The 15,303-nt window shown below is 63.3% G+C and carries 18 protein-coding genes; 4 read left to right on the top strand and 14 right to left on the bottom strand.

Annotated features, from left to right (window positions below; translation table 11 throughout):
* Positions 1-62: 62 nt before the first annotated feature.
* Positions 63-1,157 carry an Rv2578c family radical SAM protein gene (locus QRM57_RS19360; protein WP_284987801.1) on the top strand — a complete coding sequence of 365 codons (1,095 nt, stop codon included), beginning with the start codon at positions 63-65 and terminating at the stop codon, positions 1,155-1,157.
* 29 nt (positions 1,158-1,186) lie between these two features.
* Here QRM57_RS19360 and QRM57_RS19355 read toward each other — a convergent pair whose 3' ends face one another.
* The gene (locus QRM57_RS19355) at positions 1,187-1,621 is read right to left on the bottom strand and encodes a (deoxy)nucleoside triphosphate pyrophosphohydrolase (RefSeq protein ID WP_284987800.1); all 435 of its coding nucleotides are present in this window, start codon (positions 1,619-1,621) and stop codon (positions 1,187-1,189) included.
* A gap of 134 nt (positions 1,622-1,755) precedes the next feature.
* On the opposite strand from QRM57_RS19355, the gene QRM57_RS19350 reads away from it, so the two are divergent.
* Positions 1,756-2,964 (top strand): MFS transporter, encoded by a 1,209-nt coding sequence (locus QRM57_RS19350; protein WP_284987799.1) that lies wholly within the window; start codon positions 1,756-1,758, stop codon positions 2,962-2,964.
* Positions 2,965-3,061: 97 nt separating this feature from the next.
* Here QRM57_RS19350 and QRM57_RS19345 read toward each other — a convergent pair whose 3' ends face one another.
* The 5 genes from QRM57_RS19345 to infC form a co-directional block, all read right to left on the bottom strand.
* The gene (locus QRM57_RS19345) at positions 3,062-3,988 is read right to left on the bottom strand and encodes a cation diffusion facilitator family transporter (protein WP_284987798.1); all 927 of its coding nucleotides are present in this window, start codon (positions 3,986-3,988) and stop codon (positions 3,062-3,064) included.
* Between the two features lie 101 nt (positions 3,989-4,089).
* The gene (locus tag QRM57_RS19340) at positions 4,090-5,001 is read right to left on the bottom strand and encodes a TrmH family RNA methyltransferase (protein ID WP_257371092.1); all 912 of its coding nucleotides are present in this window, start codon (positions 4,999-5,001) and stop codon (positions 4,090-4,092) included.
* Between the two features lie 25 nt (positions 5,002-5,026).
* A complete protein-coding gene (gene rplT / locus QRM57_RS19335; RefSeq protein WP_026547339.1) occupies positions 5,027-5,701 on the bottom strand; it encodes a 50S ribosomal protein L20, sunset domain variant in 675 nt (224 codons plus the stop codon).
* Positions 5,702-5,820: 119 nt separating this feature from the next.
* Entirely contained in the window at positions 5,821-6,015 is a 195-nt protein-coding gene (gene rpmI, locus QRM57_RS19330; RefSeq protein WP_059387794.1) for a 50S ribosomal protein L35, read from the bottom strand.
* Between the two features lie 117 nt (positions 6,016-6,132).
* Positions 6,133-7,167 (bottom strand): translation initiation factor IF-3, encoded by a 1,035-nt coding sequence (infC, locus tag QRM57_RS19325; RefSeq protein WP_502868670.1) that lies wholly within the window; start codon positions 7,165-7,167, stop codon positions 6,133-6,135.
* Positions 7,168-7,549: 382 nt separating this feature from the next.
* Here infC and QRM57_RS19320 point away from each other — a divergent pair, with 382 nt between their 5' ends.
* On the top strand, positions 7,550-7,948 hold the full coding sequence (locus tag QRM57_RS19320) for a DUF1844 domain-containing protein (RefSeq protein ID WP_257371094.1): 399 nt from the start codon (positions 7,550-7,552) through the stop codon (positions 7,946-7,948).
* Between the two features lie 72 nt (positions 7,949-8,020).
* On the opposite strand, the gene QRM57_RS19315 is transcribed toward QRM57_RS19320, so the two are convergent.
* The 8 genes from QRM57_RS19315 to QRM57_RS19280 all read right to left on the bottom strand — a co-directional run bounded on the left by QRM57_RS19315 (position 8,021) and on the right by QRM57_RS19280 (position 14,196).
* Entirely contained in the window at positions 8,021-9,325 is a 1,305-nt protein-coding gene (locus QRM57_RS19315) for an MFS transporter (protein WP_257371095.1), read from the bottom strand.
* Between the two features lie 51 nt (positions 9,326-9,376).
* Entirely contained in the window at positions 9,377-10,288 is a 912-nt protein-coding gene (locus QRM57_RS19310; protein WP_284987797.1) for an SseB family protein, read from the bottom strand.
* Positions 10,288-11,031, bottom strand: a complete 744-nt coding sequence (gene priA, locus QRM57_RS19305; RefSeq protein WP_235521845.1) for a bifunctional 1-(5-phosphoribosyl)-5-((5-phosphoribosylamino)methylideneamino)imidazole-4-carboxamide isomerase/phosphoribosylanthranilate isomerase PriA — start codon at positions 11,029-11,031, stop codon at positions 10,288-10,290. Before priA ends, QRM57_RS19310 begins: the two co-directional genes overlap by 1 nt.
* Before the next feature lie 29 nt (positions 11,032-11,060).
* Positions 11,061-11,219 carry a CG2302 family histidine operon protein gene (locus QRM57_RS19300; RefSeq protein WP_235521844.1) on the bottom strand — a complete coding sequence of 53 codons (159 nt, stop codon included), beginning with the start codon at positions 11,217-11,219 and terminating at the stop codon, positions 11,061-11,063.
* Entirely contained in the window at positions 11,220-11,969 is a 750-nt protein-coding gene (gene hisH / locus QRM57_RS19295) for an imidazole glycerol phosphate synthase subunit HisH (protein ID WP_257371098.1), read from the bottom strand.
* Positions 11,966-12,592, bottom strand: a complete 627-nt coding sequence (hisB, locus tag QRM57_RS19290) for an imidazoleglycerol-phosphate dehydratase HisB (protein ID WP_235521842.1) — start codon at positions 12,590-12,592, stop codon at positions 11,966-11,968. The genes hisH and hisB overlap by 4 nt, the downstream gene beginning before the upstream one ends.
* 46 nt (positions 12,593-12,638) lie before the next feature.
* Complete coding sequence (locus tag QRM57_RS19285) at positions 12,639-13,757, bottom strand: histidinol-phosphate transaminase (RefSeq protein ID WP_284987796.1); 1,119 nt, start codon at positions 13,755-13,757, stop codon at positions 12,639-12,641.
* Positions 13,758-13,836: 79 nt separating this feature from the next.
* Complete coding sequence (locus QRM57_RS19280; RefSeq protein ID WP_284987795.1) at positions 13,837-14,196, bottom strand: LysM peptidoglycan-binding domain-containing protein; 360 nt, start codon at positions 14,194-14,196, stop codon at positions 13,837-13,839.
* Positions 14,197-14,546: 350 nt separating this feature from the next.
* Between QRM57_RS19280 and lexA the strand changes: the two genes are divergently transcribed.
* Entirely contained in the window at positions 14,547-15,290 is a 744-nt protein-coding gene (gene lexA, locus QRM57_RS19275; RefSeq protein ID WP_257371102.1) for a transcriptional repressor LexA, read from the top strand.
* Positions 15,291-15,303 lie beyond the last annotated feature (13 nt).

The raw sequence follows: 15,303 nt of genomic DNA, 5'->3' as shown, positions 1-15,303 counted from the left end.
GCGTCTATGGCCTGCGCGCGGAAGCCTTGACATTTATTCGAACATACCTTCGAATAGAGACCATGAGATGGGACGCACAAGCACTTTCACCGGCACGTGGGTTGGCGTCCGATAACAGCGGCAACATCCCTTCCGGGCCTGCCCCGGCCATGGAGGCCCTGCTGCCGCTTGCCGGGCTTGTGCGTTCCGTCTCGACACCCGAATTCTCCGGAGTCACCTTCCATGAGGTCACCGCAAAGTCAGTGCTCAACAAGGTGCCTTCCGGTTCGGCCATGCCCTTTGAGTGGACGGTGAATCCCTATCGCGGCTGCAGCCACGCCTGCGTCTACTGCTTTGCCCGCAAGAGCCACACCTACCTGGAATTCGACGCCGGCCGGGACTTCGATTCGCAGGTGGTGGTTAAGATCAACGCTGCGGAGGTCCTGCGCAAGGAGTTGGCCAAGCCCTCCTGGCAGCGACACCAGGTTGCCCTCGGCACCAACACGGACCCCTACCAGAGGGCGGAAGGCCGGTATGCGCTCATGCCGGGAATCATCCGGGCGCTGGCGGACTCCGGAACACCCTTCTCCATCCTGACCAAAGGCACATTGCTGGCCCGGGACCTCCCCCTGCTCAAGCATGCGGCAACCCAGGTTACCGTGGACCTCGGCATCTCGCTTGCCATGACCAACGAAGACCTCGCAGAGCTCATTGAGCCCGGGACCCCCTCCCCCCGTGCGCGGTTGAAGCTCATAGCCCGACTCCGTGATGCCGGCCTGGGATGCGGGGTCATGGCAATGCCCATTCTGCCGTGGCTCACGGATTCCGATGCAGCCCTCGATGCCTTGTTCACCGAACTGGCCAAGGCGGGTGCCACGGGAGTCAGCGCGGGGGCCCTGTACCTCAAACCCGGGACCAGGGAATGGTATATGAATTGGCTCGCCGCCCAGCATCCGGAATTGGTGGGCAAATACCGGCGACTGTACGGCCAGGGTTCCTATGCATCGAAGGAATACCGGAGCTGGTTGGCAGGCAGGATCAGTTTCTTCAAGGCCAAGCACGGCTTCACTGGAAGCTCCGGTTTCAGCCACCGCAATGCCCGCCCCACCGATGGTTCAGGAGCCCCTTCGGAGGCCAAAGCTGCCGCACCCTTGCCGGGACAAGAGCCGCTGTTCTGAGGCGCCCTGCGGGGCTGTGAACAGGTCGCTTACTCGTCGGCAGCCACCCGATCAAGCAGGGCCTGGACAATCGGCAGGTCCGCCGGAATCCATGCAAGTCCGAGAACGTCGTCAAGGCCCTCCAACGACATCCAGCGCAGTTCGTCGTGATCTTCCAGTGGGCGGGGCTCCCCTGCGGTCAGCTCCGCGAACCATACCCGCATGGATGCACGTTCGTTGAGGGTCCACCCGGCGCTCTTTCCGGATTCAAGCTCCTGGCCCAAACGAACCTCAACCCCCAGCTCTTCGGCGAGTTCCCGGTGCAGTGCGGCCTCTGCCGTTTCGCCCGTTTCCACCTTGCCACCGGGGAACTCCCACATCCCTGCGAACTGGGGAGGGGCTGTGCGGCGTGCAGCGAGAAGACGGGTGGGTGCTTCCAGGGAGTCCACGACAGCGGCGCCAACAACGTTAATGAGTCCAGTCACCGGAACAGTCTATGGCCGTTGCGTCCATGGGCATCGTCACATGCTGACGACACCTCGCCCGAGCGCGACTAAACTTGTTATCGGATTTTCTCCGCGTTTCCCGGCCGATCAGGCACCCCTCAAGAAGCAGGCTTATGACTACCACCGTGTCCCCGTCCGCCACAGCGAAAGCTACCAAGCGCCACCTTGGCATGGCCATCCTGGCCCTGGCAATGGGCGGGTTTGCCATCGGTACCACCGAGTTCGCCATGATGGGCCTCCTGAAGGAAATCGAGGAAGGGCTGCATGTCAGCACCCCTGAGGCAGGCAGCCTCATCTCCGCCTACGCTCTGGGCGTCGTCATCGGCGCGCCGATCTTTGCAGCCTTCGGCGCAAAACTTCCCAAGAAGCACCTTGCCTTAGGCCTCATGCTTTTCCTGTCCGTGGCAAACCTGACCTCCTTTATCGCCCCGGACTACGGTTTCATGCTGCTCTCCCGTTTCGCCTCCGGGCTCCCCCACGGCGCGTTCTTCGGAGTGGCAGCTGTTATCGCGGCGGGCCTGGTGGCTCCCACCAAGCGCGGCTGGGCGATCTCCATGGTGATGGCCGGGCTGACGGTGTCCAACGTCATCGGCGTGCCGTTAGCCACCTGGGTGGGACAAACTTTCGGTTGGCGGCTGCTGTTCATCATTGTCGGCGCCATCGGACTTCTCACCGTTGTCATGGTGTGGAAGTTCGTCCCGTTCGAAGCCGCCCACCCGGACGCCAGCATCCGGCGTGAGCTGGGAGCCCTCAAACGCCTTCAGGTGTGGCTGGCGCTGTTGATCGGCATCATCGGCTTCGGCGGCTTCTTTGCCGTCTACACTTACATCGCCCACACGATGACGTCCGTGGCCGGTATACCCGAGAGCCTTATCCCCGCCGTCGTGGCTCTTTATGGCCTCGGCATGGTGGCCGGCAACATCATTGGCGGACGAATCGCGGACAAGTCCGTCATGGGGACCATCTACTGGGTCATGCCCGGAATCGCCGTGGCCCTGGTGGTTTACGCTATCGCGGCGCACTGGGCATGGGCAGCCTTCATCATGGCCTTCGTCGTTGGCGGCGTGGGATCCATGCTGACCCCCGCCCTGCAGACACGCCTCCTGGATGCCGCTCCGGGCGCAGCTTCCCTTGCCTCCTCCTTGAACCACTCGGCCCTGAACATTGCCAACGCACTGGGCGCTTTCCTCGGGGGCACAGTCATCGCGTGGGGTTGGGGTTATGTCGCTCCGGCACTCGTGGGTGCGGTCCTGGCCATCCTGGGCCTCGGCGTTGCAGTTGTGAGCGGCCTGCTGGAACGCAGGAAGCCGCTGGCAAGCTGACAGCCGCTGGCCGGCGCGTACAGCGCGCAGCCAGCCAACGAAGGACCCCTAAACGACGAATGGCTCCGCCGGTGCGGAGCCATTCGTCGTTTAAGCTCTAGGCCTGCTGCGCCTGAACCCGCTCGATGTCCGGTTCGAGGTAGATGACCCGAGCGATCGGAACGGCCGCGCGGATCCGCTGCTCGGCGTCGTCGATGCCCTTGGCGATCTCCTGGCCAGTCTCGGAGGCACCCATGGAAATCTTGGCGGCCACCAGCAACTCCTCCGGCCCCAGGTGCATGGTCTTGAGGTGGATGATGTGGGTTCCGCCCACCTCCAGGGCTTCGGTGATCCGCTGCACGTCCTCCTTGGTTGCAGACTCGCCCAAAAGAAGGGACTTGGTCTCCATGGCCAGCACGATGGCGATGGCTACCAGCAGCAAACCAATCATGGCTGTGCCGAAGGCGTCCCAGATACCGTCACCGGTAACCAGGGTCATGCTGACGCCAAAGAGGGCGAACACCAAGCCGAGCAGGGCACCGAAGTCCTCCAGGAGGATCACAGGCAGTTCAGGCTGTTTGGCGTTTCGGACGAACTTCACCCAGGTCTGCTTGCCGCGGATGTGGTTCGACTCGATGATGGCGGTCCGGAAGGAGAACCCCTCGGCGATGATGGCACCTACGAGGACGGCCAGCGGAACCCACCAGAAGTCGCCTTCGATGCCGTGCGGGTGCTGGAACTTCTCAAAAGCCTCGTAGAGGGCAAACAGGCCACCGACACTGAAGAGAACGATCGAGACGATGAAGGCGTAGATGTATCGCTCACGTCCGTAGCCGAACGGGTGTTCCGGGCTCGCAGCACGTTTGGCACGCTTGCCGCCCACCAGGAGCAGGAGCTGGTTGCCGGAGTCGGCAACGGAGTGTATTGCCTCCGCGAGCATTGACGATGACGCCGTCAGGAAGAACGCAATGAACTTCAATACAGCGATAGTCAGATTGGCGGCGAGAGCCGCCACGATCGCTTTGGTACCGCCACCTGCAGCCACGAAAGCTTCACCTCTTCGGGTTCGGGAAATGTTTGGAAAGGGTCAAGAAGAATCGTCATTGCCTGCCCCTGCAAGCATTACCGTACCCGGCGACGGGCTAATTATGCATTCCCCACCCTGACGCCCTGCTGGGAGCGTGCGCTGGCGTAAAGGCAGACGGTGGCCGCCGTACCAAGATTGAGGCTCTCCGCGGCCCCATAGACGGGCACAGCGACGCGATGATCAGCAAGGGCCAGTTCCGCGTCGGACAAGCCCTGGGCTTCGTTCCCGAACAACCACGCCGTCGGCCCCTCAAGGGCATACTCGGACGCTACGGTATCGTTGCCGAGCCTCCGCGCCGCGTTTTCGTCCTGGAGTTTATCCAGGTTGACGGTCCCATAGCCGTCCGCGGCCAGGACACCGATGCCCAACTCGCGGCACCGTGCGACCAGCTCCTCAACGTCCACCCCCAGAACCACGGGCAGATGGAACAACGAACCTGCGGTGGAACGCACTGCTTTGGGATTGTAGATGTCCACACTGGATTCGGTCAGGACCACGGCGTCCGCGCCGGCAGCATCAGCGGCACGCAGGACCGTACCGGCATTTCCGGGGTCACGTACCTGGCACATCACGGCAATGAGGCGGGGACCGGCGTCGAGAACTGACTCCAGGCTGACGTCGAGAAAACTGCAGACGGCCACAATCCCCTGCGGGTTGACGGTGTCCGCCATCGCTGCCAGGACTTCATCACTGGCGAGCCGGAGCTGGGTGCCCTGTGCGAGGTCGGCAAGTTCGGGAAGCCGCTCCAGGCACGCTTCACTGGCGAAAACTTCATGCACGACGGCGGCGCCACCTGCCGCTGTCCGGTCACGGTGCAGGCTTAGCGCCTCCCGTACGGCCTGCGGCCCCTCAGCCAGGAAGCGCCCGCGCTTTAAACGCGCCGGGCGCCCGGCAAGCTTGGCGACATCCCTCACCCGATCAGCTCGGGGGTTGGTCATCGAAAAATCTTGCGGGCGCCCGGTTTCGTTCATATAAGAACTTTAGTGGCTGTTGCGACTAGTTCTTGATCTGCTGGCGGGCTTCGCCGCCGGCCGGCTCAAAGCCAGCAGCCTTTGCAGCCTCAACCGTGGAGAACCAGTATTCGGCAGCAGTGGTGTTGTACCAGGTGGAACCCGGCACGTGGTACTTCTTGGACTCGGCGTTGCCCTTGATGGCGTAGCCTTCCGGAGCTTCGTCGCCATCAGCAGCAACTGCGCCGTCGATGGCCGGCTTCTCGGAGACAACAGCCTTGACAGCCGTGGCCGTAGCGGCAGCCGGAGCAACCTTTGCAGCCTTGGGGGCAGCTTCGGCCTTTGCAGCCGGAGCAGACGTGTCAGCCGGCAGGGCAGCCTTGGCAACGTTCACCAGTGCAGCGAAAGCGTTGGCGTCGGAAACGGCCAGTTCGGCCAGCATGCGGCGGTCAACCTCAACCTCAGCGGCCTTCAGGCCCTGGATCAGACGGTTGTAGGTGAGGCCGTTGGCGCGGGATGCAGCGTTGATGCGCTGGATCCAGAGGCGACGGAAGTCACCCTTCTTCTTGCGGCGGTCACCGTAGCTGTACACAAACGAGTGCAGCAGCTGCTCTTTTGCCTTACGGTACAAGCGCGAACGCTGACCGCGGTAACCCTTGGCGCGTTCGAGGACAACCCGGCGCTTCTTGTGGGCGTTTACCGCCCGCTTCACACGTGCCACGTGCGTACTCCTTCAGAAATCTTTATCCCAAGCTGCTACTGCCGGAAGTCCGGCGGGCCTGAGAAGGCTTTTGGTGTAGTCGGTTCCTGCCGGTTGGCGGGACCCAGAGAACTTGGAACTTAGACGCCGAGCATCTTCTTGATGACCTTGGCATCGCCCTTAAAGACGATCTTGTCGCCGGCAAGGCGACGGGTCAACGTGGAGGACTTGTGCTCCAGGTAGTGGCGGCGGTTGGCCTGCTGACGCTTCAGCTTGCCGGTACCGGTCAGCTTGAAGCGCTTCTTAGCACCGCTGTGGGTCTTCATCTTCGGCATGGGAACCGATCTCCTTACGTATCCACGGACGAGTCCGCGATTCTTTCGCGCAGCCGGCCTACAGGGGCCAGCGTGCTGGTTGCTTGCCGATGGAGGACAGGCCTCCGCGGCGTTGAACTAGTTGGTCTTGCGTGCAGCAGGCTTCGGCGTGGCCTTGGGGGCCGCTGGCCGAGCTGCCGGCTTGGGAGCTGCCGGCTTGGCGACAGGCTTCGGAGCCGCAGGAACTGCCGGCTTCGGAGCTGCTGCGGGTACAGCCGGCTTCGGAGCTGCCGGAGCAGGTGCCGATTCCGTCTTGGCCGGTGCGGCCTTGGCTGCCGGGGCCTTCTCGGCCACAGCTTCCTTGGCTGCCGGAGCCTTTTCGGCCACGGCTTCCTTGGCTGCCGGCGCGGGAGCTTCCTGGGCTACGGGAGCTTCCTCAACAACGGGAGCTTCTTCAACAACCGCGGGCTCGCTGACTGCCGCGGCTTCTTCAGCTGCGGGAGCCTCGACCTCGGGAGCTTCAACAGTTTCCTGCGTGGGCTCTGCTTCGCTTACCTGGAAGCCCTCGGGCAGAAGGTCAGCCAGGCTCTGCGTGAGCGGCGCCTGCTCCCCCGTGGTGTCCACGCGGCCTGCAGCCTTGGCCTCGTTCTGGGCCTTGGCTTCTGCACGCTGCGTAGCCCGGCGGGCTTCAGCCTTGGCTTCTGCCTTGTTCTTCAGCGGTCCGATCACCATGACCATGTTGCGGCCATCGATGCGCGGGCTGGACTCAATGATGCCAACCTCGGCAACATCTTCCGCGAAGCGCTGCAGCAGGCGGATGCCCATTTCGGGACGCTGCTGCTCACGGCCACGGAACTGGATCATGGCCTTGACCTTGTCGCCAGCGCCGAGGAAGCGAAGTGCGTGTCCGCGCTTGGTCTCGTAGTCGTGCTTGTCGATCTTGAGTCGGAAGCGGATTTCCTTCAGAACCGTGTTGGTCTGGTTCTTGCGCGCTTCACGTGCCTTGACGGCGGCCTCGTACTTGTACTTGCCGAAGTCCATCAGCTTGCAAACAGGGGGCTTGGCCTGCGGCGCAACTTCAACGAGATCGAGATCGGATTCGGCAGCAAGACGCAGGGCGTCCTCAATGCGGACAATTCCTACCTGTTCGCCGGCAGGGCCGACCAACCGCACCTCGGGGACGCGGATACGCTCATTGATTCTTGGCTCGCTAATGTTAAAGCTCCTGTGGTTGTGGTGATGTCACCGGCAAATAGAGAAGGCCCCCAATTGCTGGCGCAATCGAAGGCCTCGAAGATCGGGGGCACTTCCCCTAAGGGAAGTACACACTTCAGGGTTCACACCCTCAAAGTGTCCGACCAGGTACCCGGCAACCTCTTGTCCTTTTACGGAATCCTGTCCCCTGGGGGAAACGGCTGACGCGGGTGGGAGAGATCTCCGCTTGCTAACTGAAAGACAATTCTACAGAAACATCCCGCCAAGCGCACATTGCGGGCGGCGGGATCGTTTGACTGCAAATAACGACTTCCAGTCGGTCTGTGACAAGCTTACCAGTATGAGCACTGAAGACAGCAATTCCCGCAACTCCTTTGGCGAAGACGCCGCCCCGGCCGCTGACGCCGGCGTCTCCCAGCAGATCCGCGACATCGCGGAAGTACCTGCAGTGGAGGTCATCACCACCGGCGCCGTCCACCTGATGAGTGCGGCGGCCGTAAAAGTCGGCCTCGCCGACGACCCCAATGCCGAGGACCTCAAGGACCTGGATGAGGCCCGCAAACTGATCACGGCCCTCGCCGGACTGGTATCCGCCGCCGCCCCGGAAATCGGCTCCCAGCACGCAGGACCCTTGCGCGACGGCCTTCGCTCGCTGCAACTGGCCTTCCGAGAGGCTTCACTCATCCCCGACGCCCCGGGCAAGGGCCCGGGCGAGAAGTTCACCGGACCGGTGAACTAGCCCCAACAGCCTCAAGAACCGACGACGGCGACCCCACCACATCCGGTGGGGTCGCCGTCGTCGTTTGAATCCTTATACGCGGGCGGATCTCCGACGCATCGACATCAGGGCCAGGCCGGCAAGGCACAGGACGACTCCCGCAGCACCGATGGCCGCGAAACCGGCCGACGGGCCGACGTTATCGATGAAGATGCCTGCCAGCGGTGCGCCGAGGGCAACACCGGCGGTAAGCGCAGAACCGTACCAGCCCATGGCCTCGCCACGGCGTTCCTCATCCACGAGGTCGGCCACCTTCTCCGACGATGCCGACAACACAGGAGCGCAGAGCAGTCCCGGAAGAATCGACAGGAAGGCGAGGGTCCACGTGTCGTGGGCGAAACCCATCGGAATGGTCAACGCGGCCATGCCCAACAGCAACAGCATCGGCGAAATCTGCCGCTTCATGGACCCGTAGATGAGCCCACCAACAACGGACGCTGCGCACCAGAAGAAGAACACGATGCCGATCTGGTTCTGGTGGCCACCCCTTTCCAGCAGGCCCACGATGCTCACATCCGAACCGCTAAGGACCATGCCCGATCCGGCCGCCACCGCAAAGAGCGCTGCAACCGAAACCGTAAACCAGCTGAAGTTCCGCGCCACCTTGCTGCGGATCGCCGCCGTACGGGACGTGGCGGGCGCCATCTCCGAGGCAGCCTCCTGGACGTGGGCCGGAGCCGACGCCACCATGGCAGCCTCGGCGGCTGCCAGGTCTGCTGCAGCCCGGTCGGCAGTCTCTTTCGGCGTACAGGCGACATCGCTGCGTGTTGGCGGGTTGAACCACATGAGGAAAAGCCCCGCGACCGAAACCGAGATGCCCACGGCGGTCAGGCCCACCGCCGAAAATCCGGCCGTGGCCACGACGGCGCCAACGGCCGGGCCGATCATGAAGACCAGTTCCGTCGCGATGGAATCCAAGGCAAAGGCCGAACGGCGCTGCTCACCGTCCACCATGACACCCAACGACTGGCGGACCACGCTGAAAATGGGCAGCGTGAAGAGGCCACCAACAAAAACCAAAGGCAGCAGCCACTCATAGGACACGTGCGGAACGATCGTCCAGATGACCGTTTCGGAAACAACGGAAGGAATCAGAGCCCGCCGCAGACCCACGGTATCCACGCGGCGACCACGCCAGGGTGCGCCCACGGCAATGCCGATCGTCATGACAGCGGCAGCAGCACCCGCCGCGGCATATCCCTGCCCCAGGGTCAGGACAATGTGCAACGTCAGGAGCACGCCGGCCGCCGAATGCGGGATACGGGCAATCATGCCCACCACCAACAGGCGCCGGACTGGGCGGATGGACAGCATCTCTTTGTAGAGAGCGAAATTCACTGGCAAATCCTCTTGTTCCCCCGGGGCAGCCCGGAGGGACCGGTACTGCCGTTAGTGCCGCCCAGGCTCCTGTGCTGCACGCTGCAATTTCACTTCAATGGAGTCAACACTTTCGGCAAAGGTTTCCATCCGCGCCCACGCTTCATGCAAGCCACCAACAAGCGCCTGGACGTCCGCGGCACCGAGTCCGTCCTCGAGGTAGAGCACCACCTGGAGTTCCGGGCCAGGACCTCCGCCGGCAACCGTGCTGCCATCCGCCGTCAGCGTGGACACACCGCCGCCGGGCCGTGTCTCAAGTCGGCGCACGGCCGGAAATTCCAGGGCCGCTGAAGCGAGAGCAGACTCCAGTTGATCATCAAGGTATGACGGCGTCCAGTCCCGCTGCTGGGCCAAAGCCCACATAGCCGGCCGCCGCACAACGAACGTGTACTCGGAACCGGGATCCAGCACCAACAGTTGGGCATCTTCCGAAACTGCGGACAGGGCCGCCCGCGCCGCATAGACAGCCACCGGACGGGCTTCAGAATGCCACGCCTCCAAAGCCGCCGCAGACGTGAAGACGGGCATCGCTGTTCTACCATCAGGGGCCTTGAGTGTGATCAATGCCATATCGGCCTGCTTGTCCGCATGCAGGCCGTCGACGCCGTCCGCTTCCTCGGCGAGTTGCGCGACAACCGGGACAAAGACCCTGGCAGTGGCAAGAGCTTCCACGACGCCGGCCTCAGTCCCGGTACCAGCGATGAGTGCAGCGATGGCCGAGGCGTAGCCGGGATCAGCCGTACCGTCGTCGTCCTCGAAGTTGTGGATCCTGGCGTCGTCCCCGCTGAGGCTCCGACCAGCCCACGGGCGTCCCGCCGAATCAGTTGCTCCCCCGGCACCCTTCAAAGCGGCGGCGATGTGTCCTGGGAGCTGACGCCCTCCGTGGCCTTGTTCTTCGTGCTGGTGTCCAGCCTCGTGCGGCATCAGCGTCGACCGGCGACGTCCAGGGCCTCAGGCAACGTAAAGGCACCGGCATACAGGGCTTTGCCCACGATTGCGCCTTCGACGCCCAGCGGCACGAGTTCCCGCAGGACCCGGAGATCTTCGAGGCTTGAGATGCCGCCCGAGGCCACCACAGGCTTGCCCGTCTTCTCGACCATCTGGCGCAGCAACTCCACATTGGGACCCTGCAGCGTTCCGTCCTTGGTGACATCGGTGACCACGTAACGGGCGCACCCGGCGTCCTCGAGGCGTGCAAGGACCTCCCAGAGGTCGCCGCCTTCCTTGGTCCAGCCACGACCAGCCAGGGTGGTGCCGCGGACATCAAGTCCGACGGCGATTTGGTCGCCGAAGCGCTCAATGGCCCGACGGGTCCAGTCCGGGTTCTCCAGCGCGGCGGTGCCGAGGTTTACCCGTGCCACGCCCAGTTCCAGCGCCCGCTCCAACGACTCGTCATCCCGCAGGCCGCCGGACAACTCCACTTTGACGTTGAGCTGCGAGACGACCTCACTGATGAGCGCGGCGTTGTTCCCCCGGCCGAAGGCTGCGTCCAGGTCCACCATGTGCACCCACTCGGCGCCTGCGTCCTGCCAGTTCAAGGCAGCTTCGAGCGGTGTTCCATAGCTGGTTTCCGAACCCGCTTCACCCTGCAGGAGGCGAACCGCCTGGCCATCGACGATATCGACGGCGGGAAGGAGTTCCAGAACGGACTGGGTGGAGGTGGTCATGAGTGTCCTTGAAATCGTGGGGGCGCGGATTAGTTACCGGGCAGCGTCAGGAGGTAGGCGGCCAGCAGGGACATCCCTGCCAGCACGTAGAAAGAAACTGAAACCCAAGTGGGCTTCTTTTGCTGATGGAAGGAAATTCCGCCCCCCACCAGCACGCCGGCGAGGCCCATGAGGACAACCGACCACATCTAGGCGGCACCGCTTTCAGGGGTTTCCGCTGTTGACGCAGGCCTGCGCAGGCCATCCACCCAGTTGCGGAGGAGCCGGGCTCCGGCGTCACCGGACTTTTCGGGGTGGAATTGGGTAGCGCAGAGGGGCCCGTTCTCCACGGCGGCGATGAAGCGCGCGCCGTGCTCGGACCACGTCACCATGGGAGGCGCCATGCGAGGCTGGACGACGTCGAAGTTCCATTCCTGGACGCCGTAGGAGTGCACGAAGTAGAAGCGCTCCTGCTCGACTCCGGCGAAGAGCTTGGAGCCCTCCGGGACGTCCACGGTGTTCCACCCCATGTGCGGCACAACGGCTGCGGGGAGCAACTCCACCTTGCCGGGCCATTCGGCCATGCCTTCGGACTCCGTACCGTGTTCGACACCTGCCTCGAAGAGGACCTGCAGTCCAACGCAGATAGCGAGCACGGGCCTGCCACCGGCCACCCGGCGGCCGATCATGCGGATGGCGTCGACGGCCTTGAGTTCCTTCATGACAGTCTCGTAAGCACCGACGCCGGGAACAACCAGGCCGTCGGCGTTGAGAACGTCCTCGGGCTTGGCACTCAACAACACGTGGGCACCGGCACGTTCCAGCGCGCGGACCGCCGAACGGACGTTGCCGGAGCCGTAGTCCAGCACCGTTACGGTGGGCTTGCCTTCCGGTGAGGACGGCTTGATGACGGCCACGGTGTCGGTAACCGCACCGTCCTTGAGGACCTGGCTGCTCATAGCGCTCCCTTTGTTGAGGGGATTCCCTCGACCCTCGGGTCTGATTCAACTGCGGCACGAAGGGCCCGTGCGAACGCCTTGAACTGGGCTTCCACGATGTGGTGCGGGTCGCGCCCCGCGAGCACCCGCATGTGCAGGCAGATACCCGCGTGCAGGGTAATGGCTTCAAAAACGTGACGGGTCAGCGAGCCCGTGAAGTGTCCGCCAATGAGGTGGTATTCCTGGCCCGCAGGCTCACCGCCATGCACCAGGTAGGGCCGTCCCGAAACATCAACCACCGCGTGGGCGAGGGCTTCGTCCAAGGGAACGGTTGCCTCACCGAAGCGACGGATCCCGGCCTTGTTTCCCAGGGCAGTCCGCAGGACCTCGCCGAAGGTAATGGCTACATCCTCCACGGTGTGGTGGGCGTCGATGTGGGTATCACCCGTGGCCTTGACAGTCATGTCAATCAGGGAGTGCTTGCACAATGCCGTCAACATGTGGTCATAGAAGGGAACCGAGGTGCTGATGTCCGAGACACCGGAGCCGTCCAGGTTGATCTCCACCAAAACGGAGGATTCGCTGGTGGTGCGCTCCATGCGCGCGGTGCGGGCAGCGGACGGCGTGGCGCCGGTTTCGCTCATTGGGACGTCCTTCTACACAAAAGTTGGATGGGGTCTATTGACAAGTTTAGGCGGGCCGTGATGCTTGGCTGTCCAAAAGGCCTTCCAAGGCAACAAGGAAGGCCGTGGTTTCCGGCTCAGTCCCGGCGGTCACCCGCAAGTGGCCCGGAATTCCTACGTCACGGATCAGCACTCCGGCATCGAGCAAGCCCTGCCAAATGGTCTGCGGGTCCTCGAGGCCGCCAAAGAAGACGTAATTGGAGTCCGATGCGGCAGGCTTGAGGCCCATCCGCAGCAACTCGGTGACAATGCGGTCGCGCTGGACTTTGATGTCCTCGACATCGGCCATCAGCGCTTCCCTGTGGCTCAGCGCCGCGAGGGCGGTTGCCTGCGTAATGGCCGAGAGGTGGTACGGAAGCCGGACCAGCCTGATCGCATCCGTAACCTCCGGCGCGGCGGCCATGTAACCCAGGCGCGCGCCGGCCAAGGCAAAGGCTTTGCTCATGGTCCGCGAGACGATCAGCCGTTCCCGTCCTGGCAGCAGAGTCAGGGCGCTGGGCGTGTTGTCGTGCGCAAACTCGTGGTAGGCCTCGTCAACGATTACGATCGCCTGGCTCGCTTCGCCGGCTTCGTAGACCGCCTCAACGACGTCCAGCCCGAGCCCCGTCCCGGTGGGGTTGTTGGGAGAACACAGGAAAACGATGTTGGCGCCGGTCTCCCGGACCTGGTCAGCGGCCGATTGCGCGTCCAGTCCGTAGTCGTCGGCCCGGACTCCCCGGACATATTCCGTGTCCGTGCCGCTGGCGAGAAGCGGGTACATGGAATACGTGGGAGGAAAACCCAACGCCTTGCGACCAGGACCACCAAATGCCTGGAGTATCTGCTGGAGGACCTCGTTCGATCCATTGGCCGCCCAGATGTTGTCACGGGAAAGACCATGACCCAAGTACTCGGCCAGCGATTCGCGGAGCTCAGTGAACTCGCGGTCGGGGTAGCGGTTCAAACCAGTGGCAGCAGCGGCGACGGCCTCCGTAATGGCGGCCTGCACATCGGCCGGGACGCCATGGGTGTTCTCGTTGACGTTCAGCAAAATGGGGACATCAAGCTGCGGTGCGCCGTAGGGGCTCAGTCCACGCAGGTTGGTCCGGAGGGGAAGTCGGTCAAGTCGCTCAAGCTGCTCACTCACCCAGTCAGTTTAAGGGGCCGCTGCGACCGCCAACTAACTGTGACGCCGGGCCACTCCCGTTTCGCGCGGGGTCCGGCACTTAGTTGGCGGGCACGAAGAGCTGCTGACCGGGCTGGATACGGCCGCCACGAAGGTCATTGAGCTGGATGATTTCCGAGATGACATCGCGGGGATCCCGCTCAGGAGCTGCCGCGCCTGCAATACCCCACAGGGACTGGCCCGGCTGGACAGTGACTGTAACGGCGACTGGAGGTCGAAGCTGAGACTGCGAGTCGGAGGCCTTTGCGGGCGCGGTGATGAAACCGGCAAGGCTCAGCAGCGCAGCCACCAGCAACATAGCGGGGATGCCGAAGAACACAATCCGCCCCCGACGGGTCAGGCGCAGGCGAGCGGGAGCCTGGGTGGTGCGGAAATCAGCGAACGTAGTGATTGCGGACATGAGCTGAGCCCTTCTGAGCTATTGCCAATGAGCCGGATGCCCGGCGCCTGGCTGCCAATTCTTGGTGTTCTCCTGTGCCGGCCCTTGCTTGTTCGAACACTTTCTTCGAACAACGGGGCTCAGCGTCAGGTTTATAGAACACATATTCGAACCTTGCTATGACATTTTTAGCACTTATCAACGAACGGTGTCGAGACTCGCTAGAACAAATGTTTGATAAACGCCGGTGGCTGCCCTACGTTTGAGTGAAGAAACAGCACTGTTTCAGTGGAACAGGAGGGTCTGACATTTTTGCGGGCCCGACATCCCCGGACACACACCGGGGACGGAATGGAAAGGCATTGGCGAACATGGCAGCGAAAGCCACGGGCGGCGCGGTACCCCTGCGGAGCCAACAGCCTCAAAAGAGCCCCAAGAGCCTGACCGTCCGTCAGAAGAAGATCCTGGAGACCATCCAGAGGTCCGTGAATGACAACGGATACCCGCCCAGCATGCGTGAGATCGGTGACACCGTCGGCCTTGCCAGCCTCTCCAGCGTCACCCACCAGCTGTCCCAATTGGAAAAGCTCGGGTACCTCCGCCGCGATCCAAAGCGTCCCCGGGCCATGGAAGTCCTGATGCCCTTGACCCTGGACGGCGGTCCTATCCCCGGCGTCGAAGCACCCACGGCGCTTCGCAGCACGGGCGGACTCGCTGTGACGGAACTGGCCAGCGCCAGCGATACAGCGATGGTTCCGCTGGTGGGCCGCATCGCCGCCGGTGGTCCCATCCTGGCCGACCAGACCGTGGAGGACGTACTCCCCCTCCCGCGGCAACTCGTAGGGCATGGCGAGCTGTTCATGCTCAAGGTCGCCGGAGATTCCATGATTGACGCGGCCATCTGCGACGGGGACTGGGTAGTGGTGCGACGCCAGAACGACGCCATCAACGGAGACATCGTCGCCGCACTCCTGGACGACGAAGCAACCGTGAAAACCTTCCGGCAGCGCGACGGACATACGTGGCTGCTCCCCCAGAACACCCAGTACGAGCCCATCCTTGGCGACCAAGCCACCATCATGGGCAAAGTCGTCTCTGTGCTGCGCTCCCTCTAGCCCTCACGCGGGT

Source organism: Arthrobacter sp. fls2-241-R2A-172 (assembly GCF_030208885.1).
In the GTDB taxonomy this organism is placed as follows: Bacteria; Actinomycetota; Actinomycetes; order Actinomycetales; family Micrococcaceae; genus Arthrobacter.
The sequence above is the reverse complement of the archived record's forward strand: the minus strand, read 5'-3'. Positions and strand labels throughout refer to the sequence as shown.

Excerpts from the sequence above, each read along its gene's own strand:
- QRM57_RS19340 (WP_257371092.1), bottom strand. The coding sequence starts at position 5,001 with ATGAACGAAACCGGGCGCCCGCAAGATTTTTCGATGACCAACCCCCGA.
- QRM57_RS19320 (WP_257371094.1), top strand. The coding sequence starts at position 7,550 with ATGAGCACTGAAGACAGCAATTCCCGCAACTCCTTTGGCGAAGACGCC.
- QRM57_RS19350 (WP_284987799.1), top strand. The coding sequence starts at position 1,756 with ATGACTACCACCGTGTCCCCGTCCGCCACAGCGAAAGCTACCAAGCGC.
- QRM57_RS19300 (WP_235521844.1), bottom strand. The coding sequence starts at position 11,219 with ATGTGGTCGGTTGTCCTCATGGGCCTCGCCGGCGTGCTGGTGGGGGGC.
- hisH (WP_257371098.1), bottom strand. The coding sequence starts at position 11,969 with ATGAGCAGCCAGGTCCTCAAGGACGGTGCGGTTACCGACACCGTGGCC.
- priA (WP_235521845.1), bottom strand. The coding sequence starts at position 11,031 with ATGACCACCTCCACCCAGTCCGTTCTGGAACTCCTTCCCGCCGTCGAT.
- rpmI (WP_059387794.1), bottom strand. The coding sequence starts at position 6,015 with ATGCCGAAGATGAAGACCCACAGCGGTGCTAAGAAGCGCTTCAAGCTG.
- hisB (WP_235521842.1), bottom strand. The coding sequence starts at position 12,592 with ATGAGCGAAACCGGCGCCACGCCGTCCGCTGCCCGCACCGCGCGCATG.
- lexA (WP_257371102.1), top strand. The coding sequence starts at position 14,547 with ATGGCAGCGAAAGCCACGGGCGGCGCGGTACCCCTGCGGAGCCAACAG.
- QRM57_RS19360 (WP_284987801.1), top strand. The coding sequence starts at position 63 with ATGAGATGGGACGCACAAGCACTTTCACCGGCACGTGGGTTGGCGTCC.
- QRM57_RS19280 (WP_284987795.1), bottom strand. The coding sequence starts at position 14,196 with ATGTCCGCAATCACTACGTTCGCTGATTTCCGCACCACCCAGGCTCCC.
- QRM57_RS19310 (WP_284987797.1), bottom strand. The coding sequence starts at position 10,288 with ATGCCGCACGAGGCTGGACACCAGCACGAAGAACAAGGCCACGGAGGG.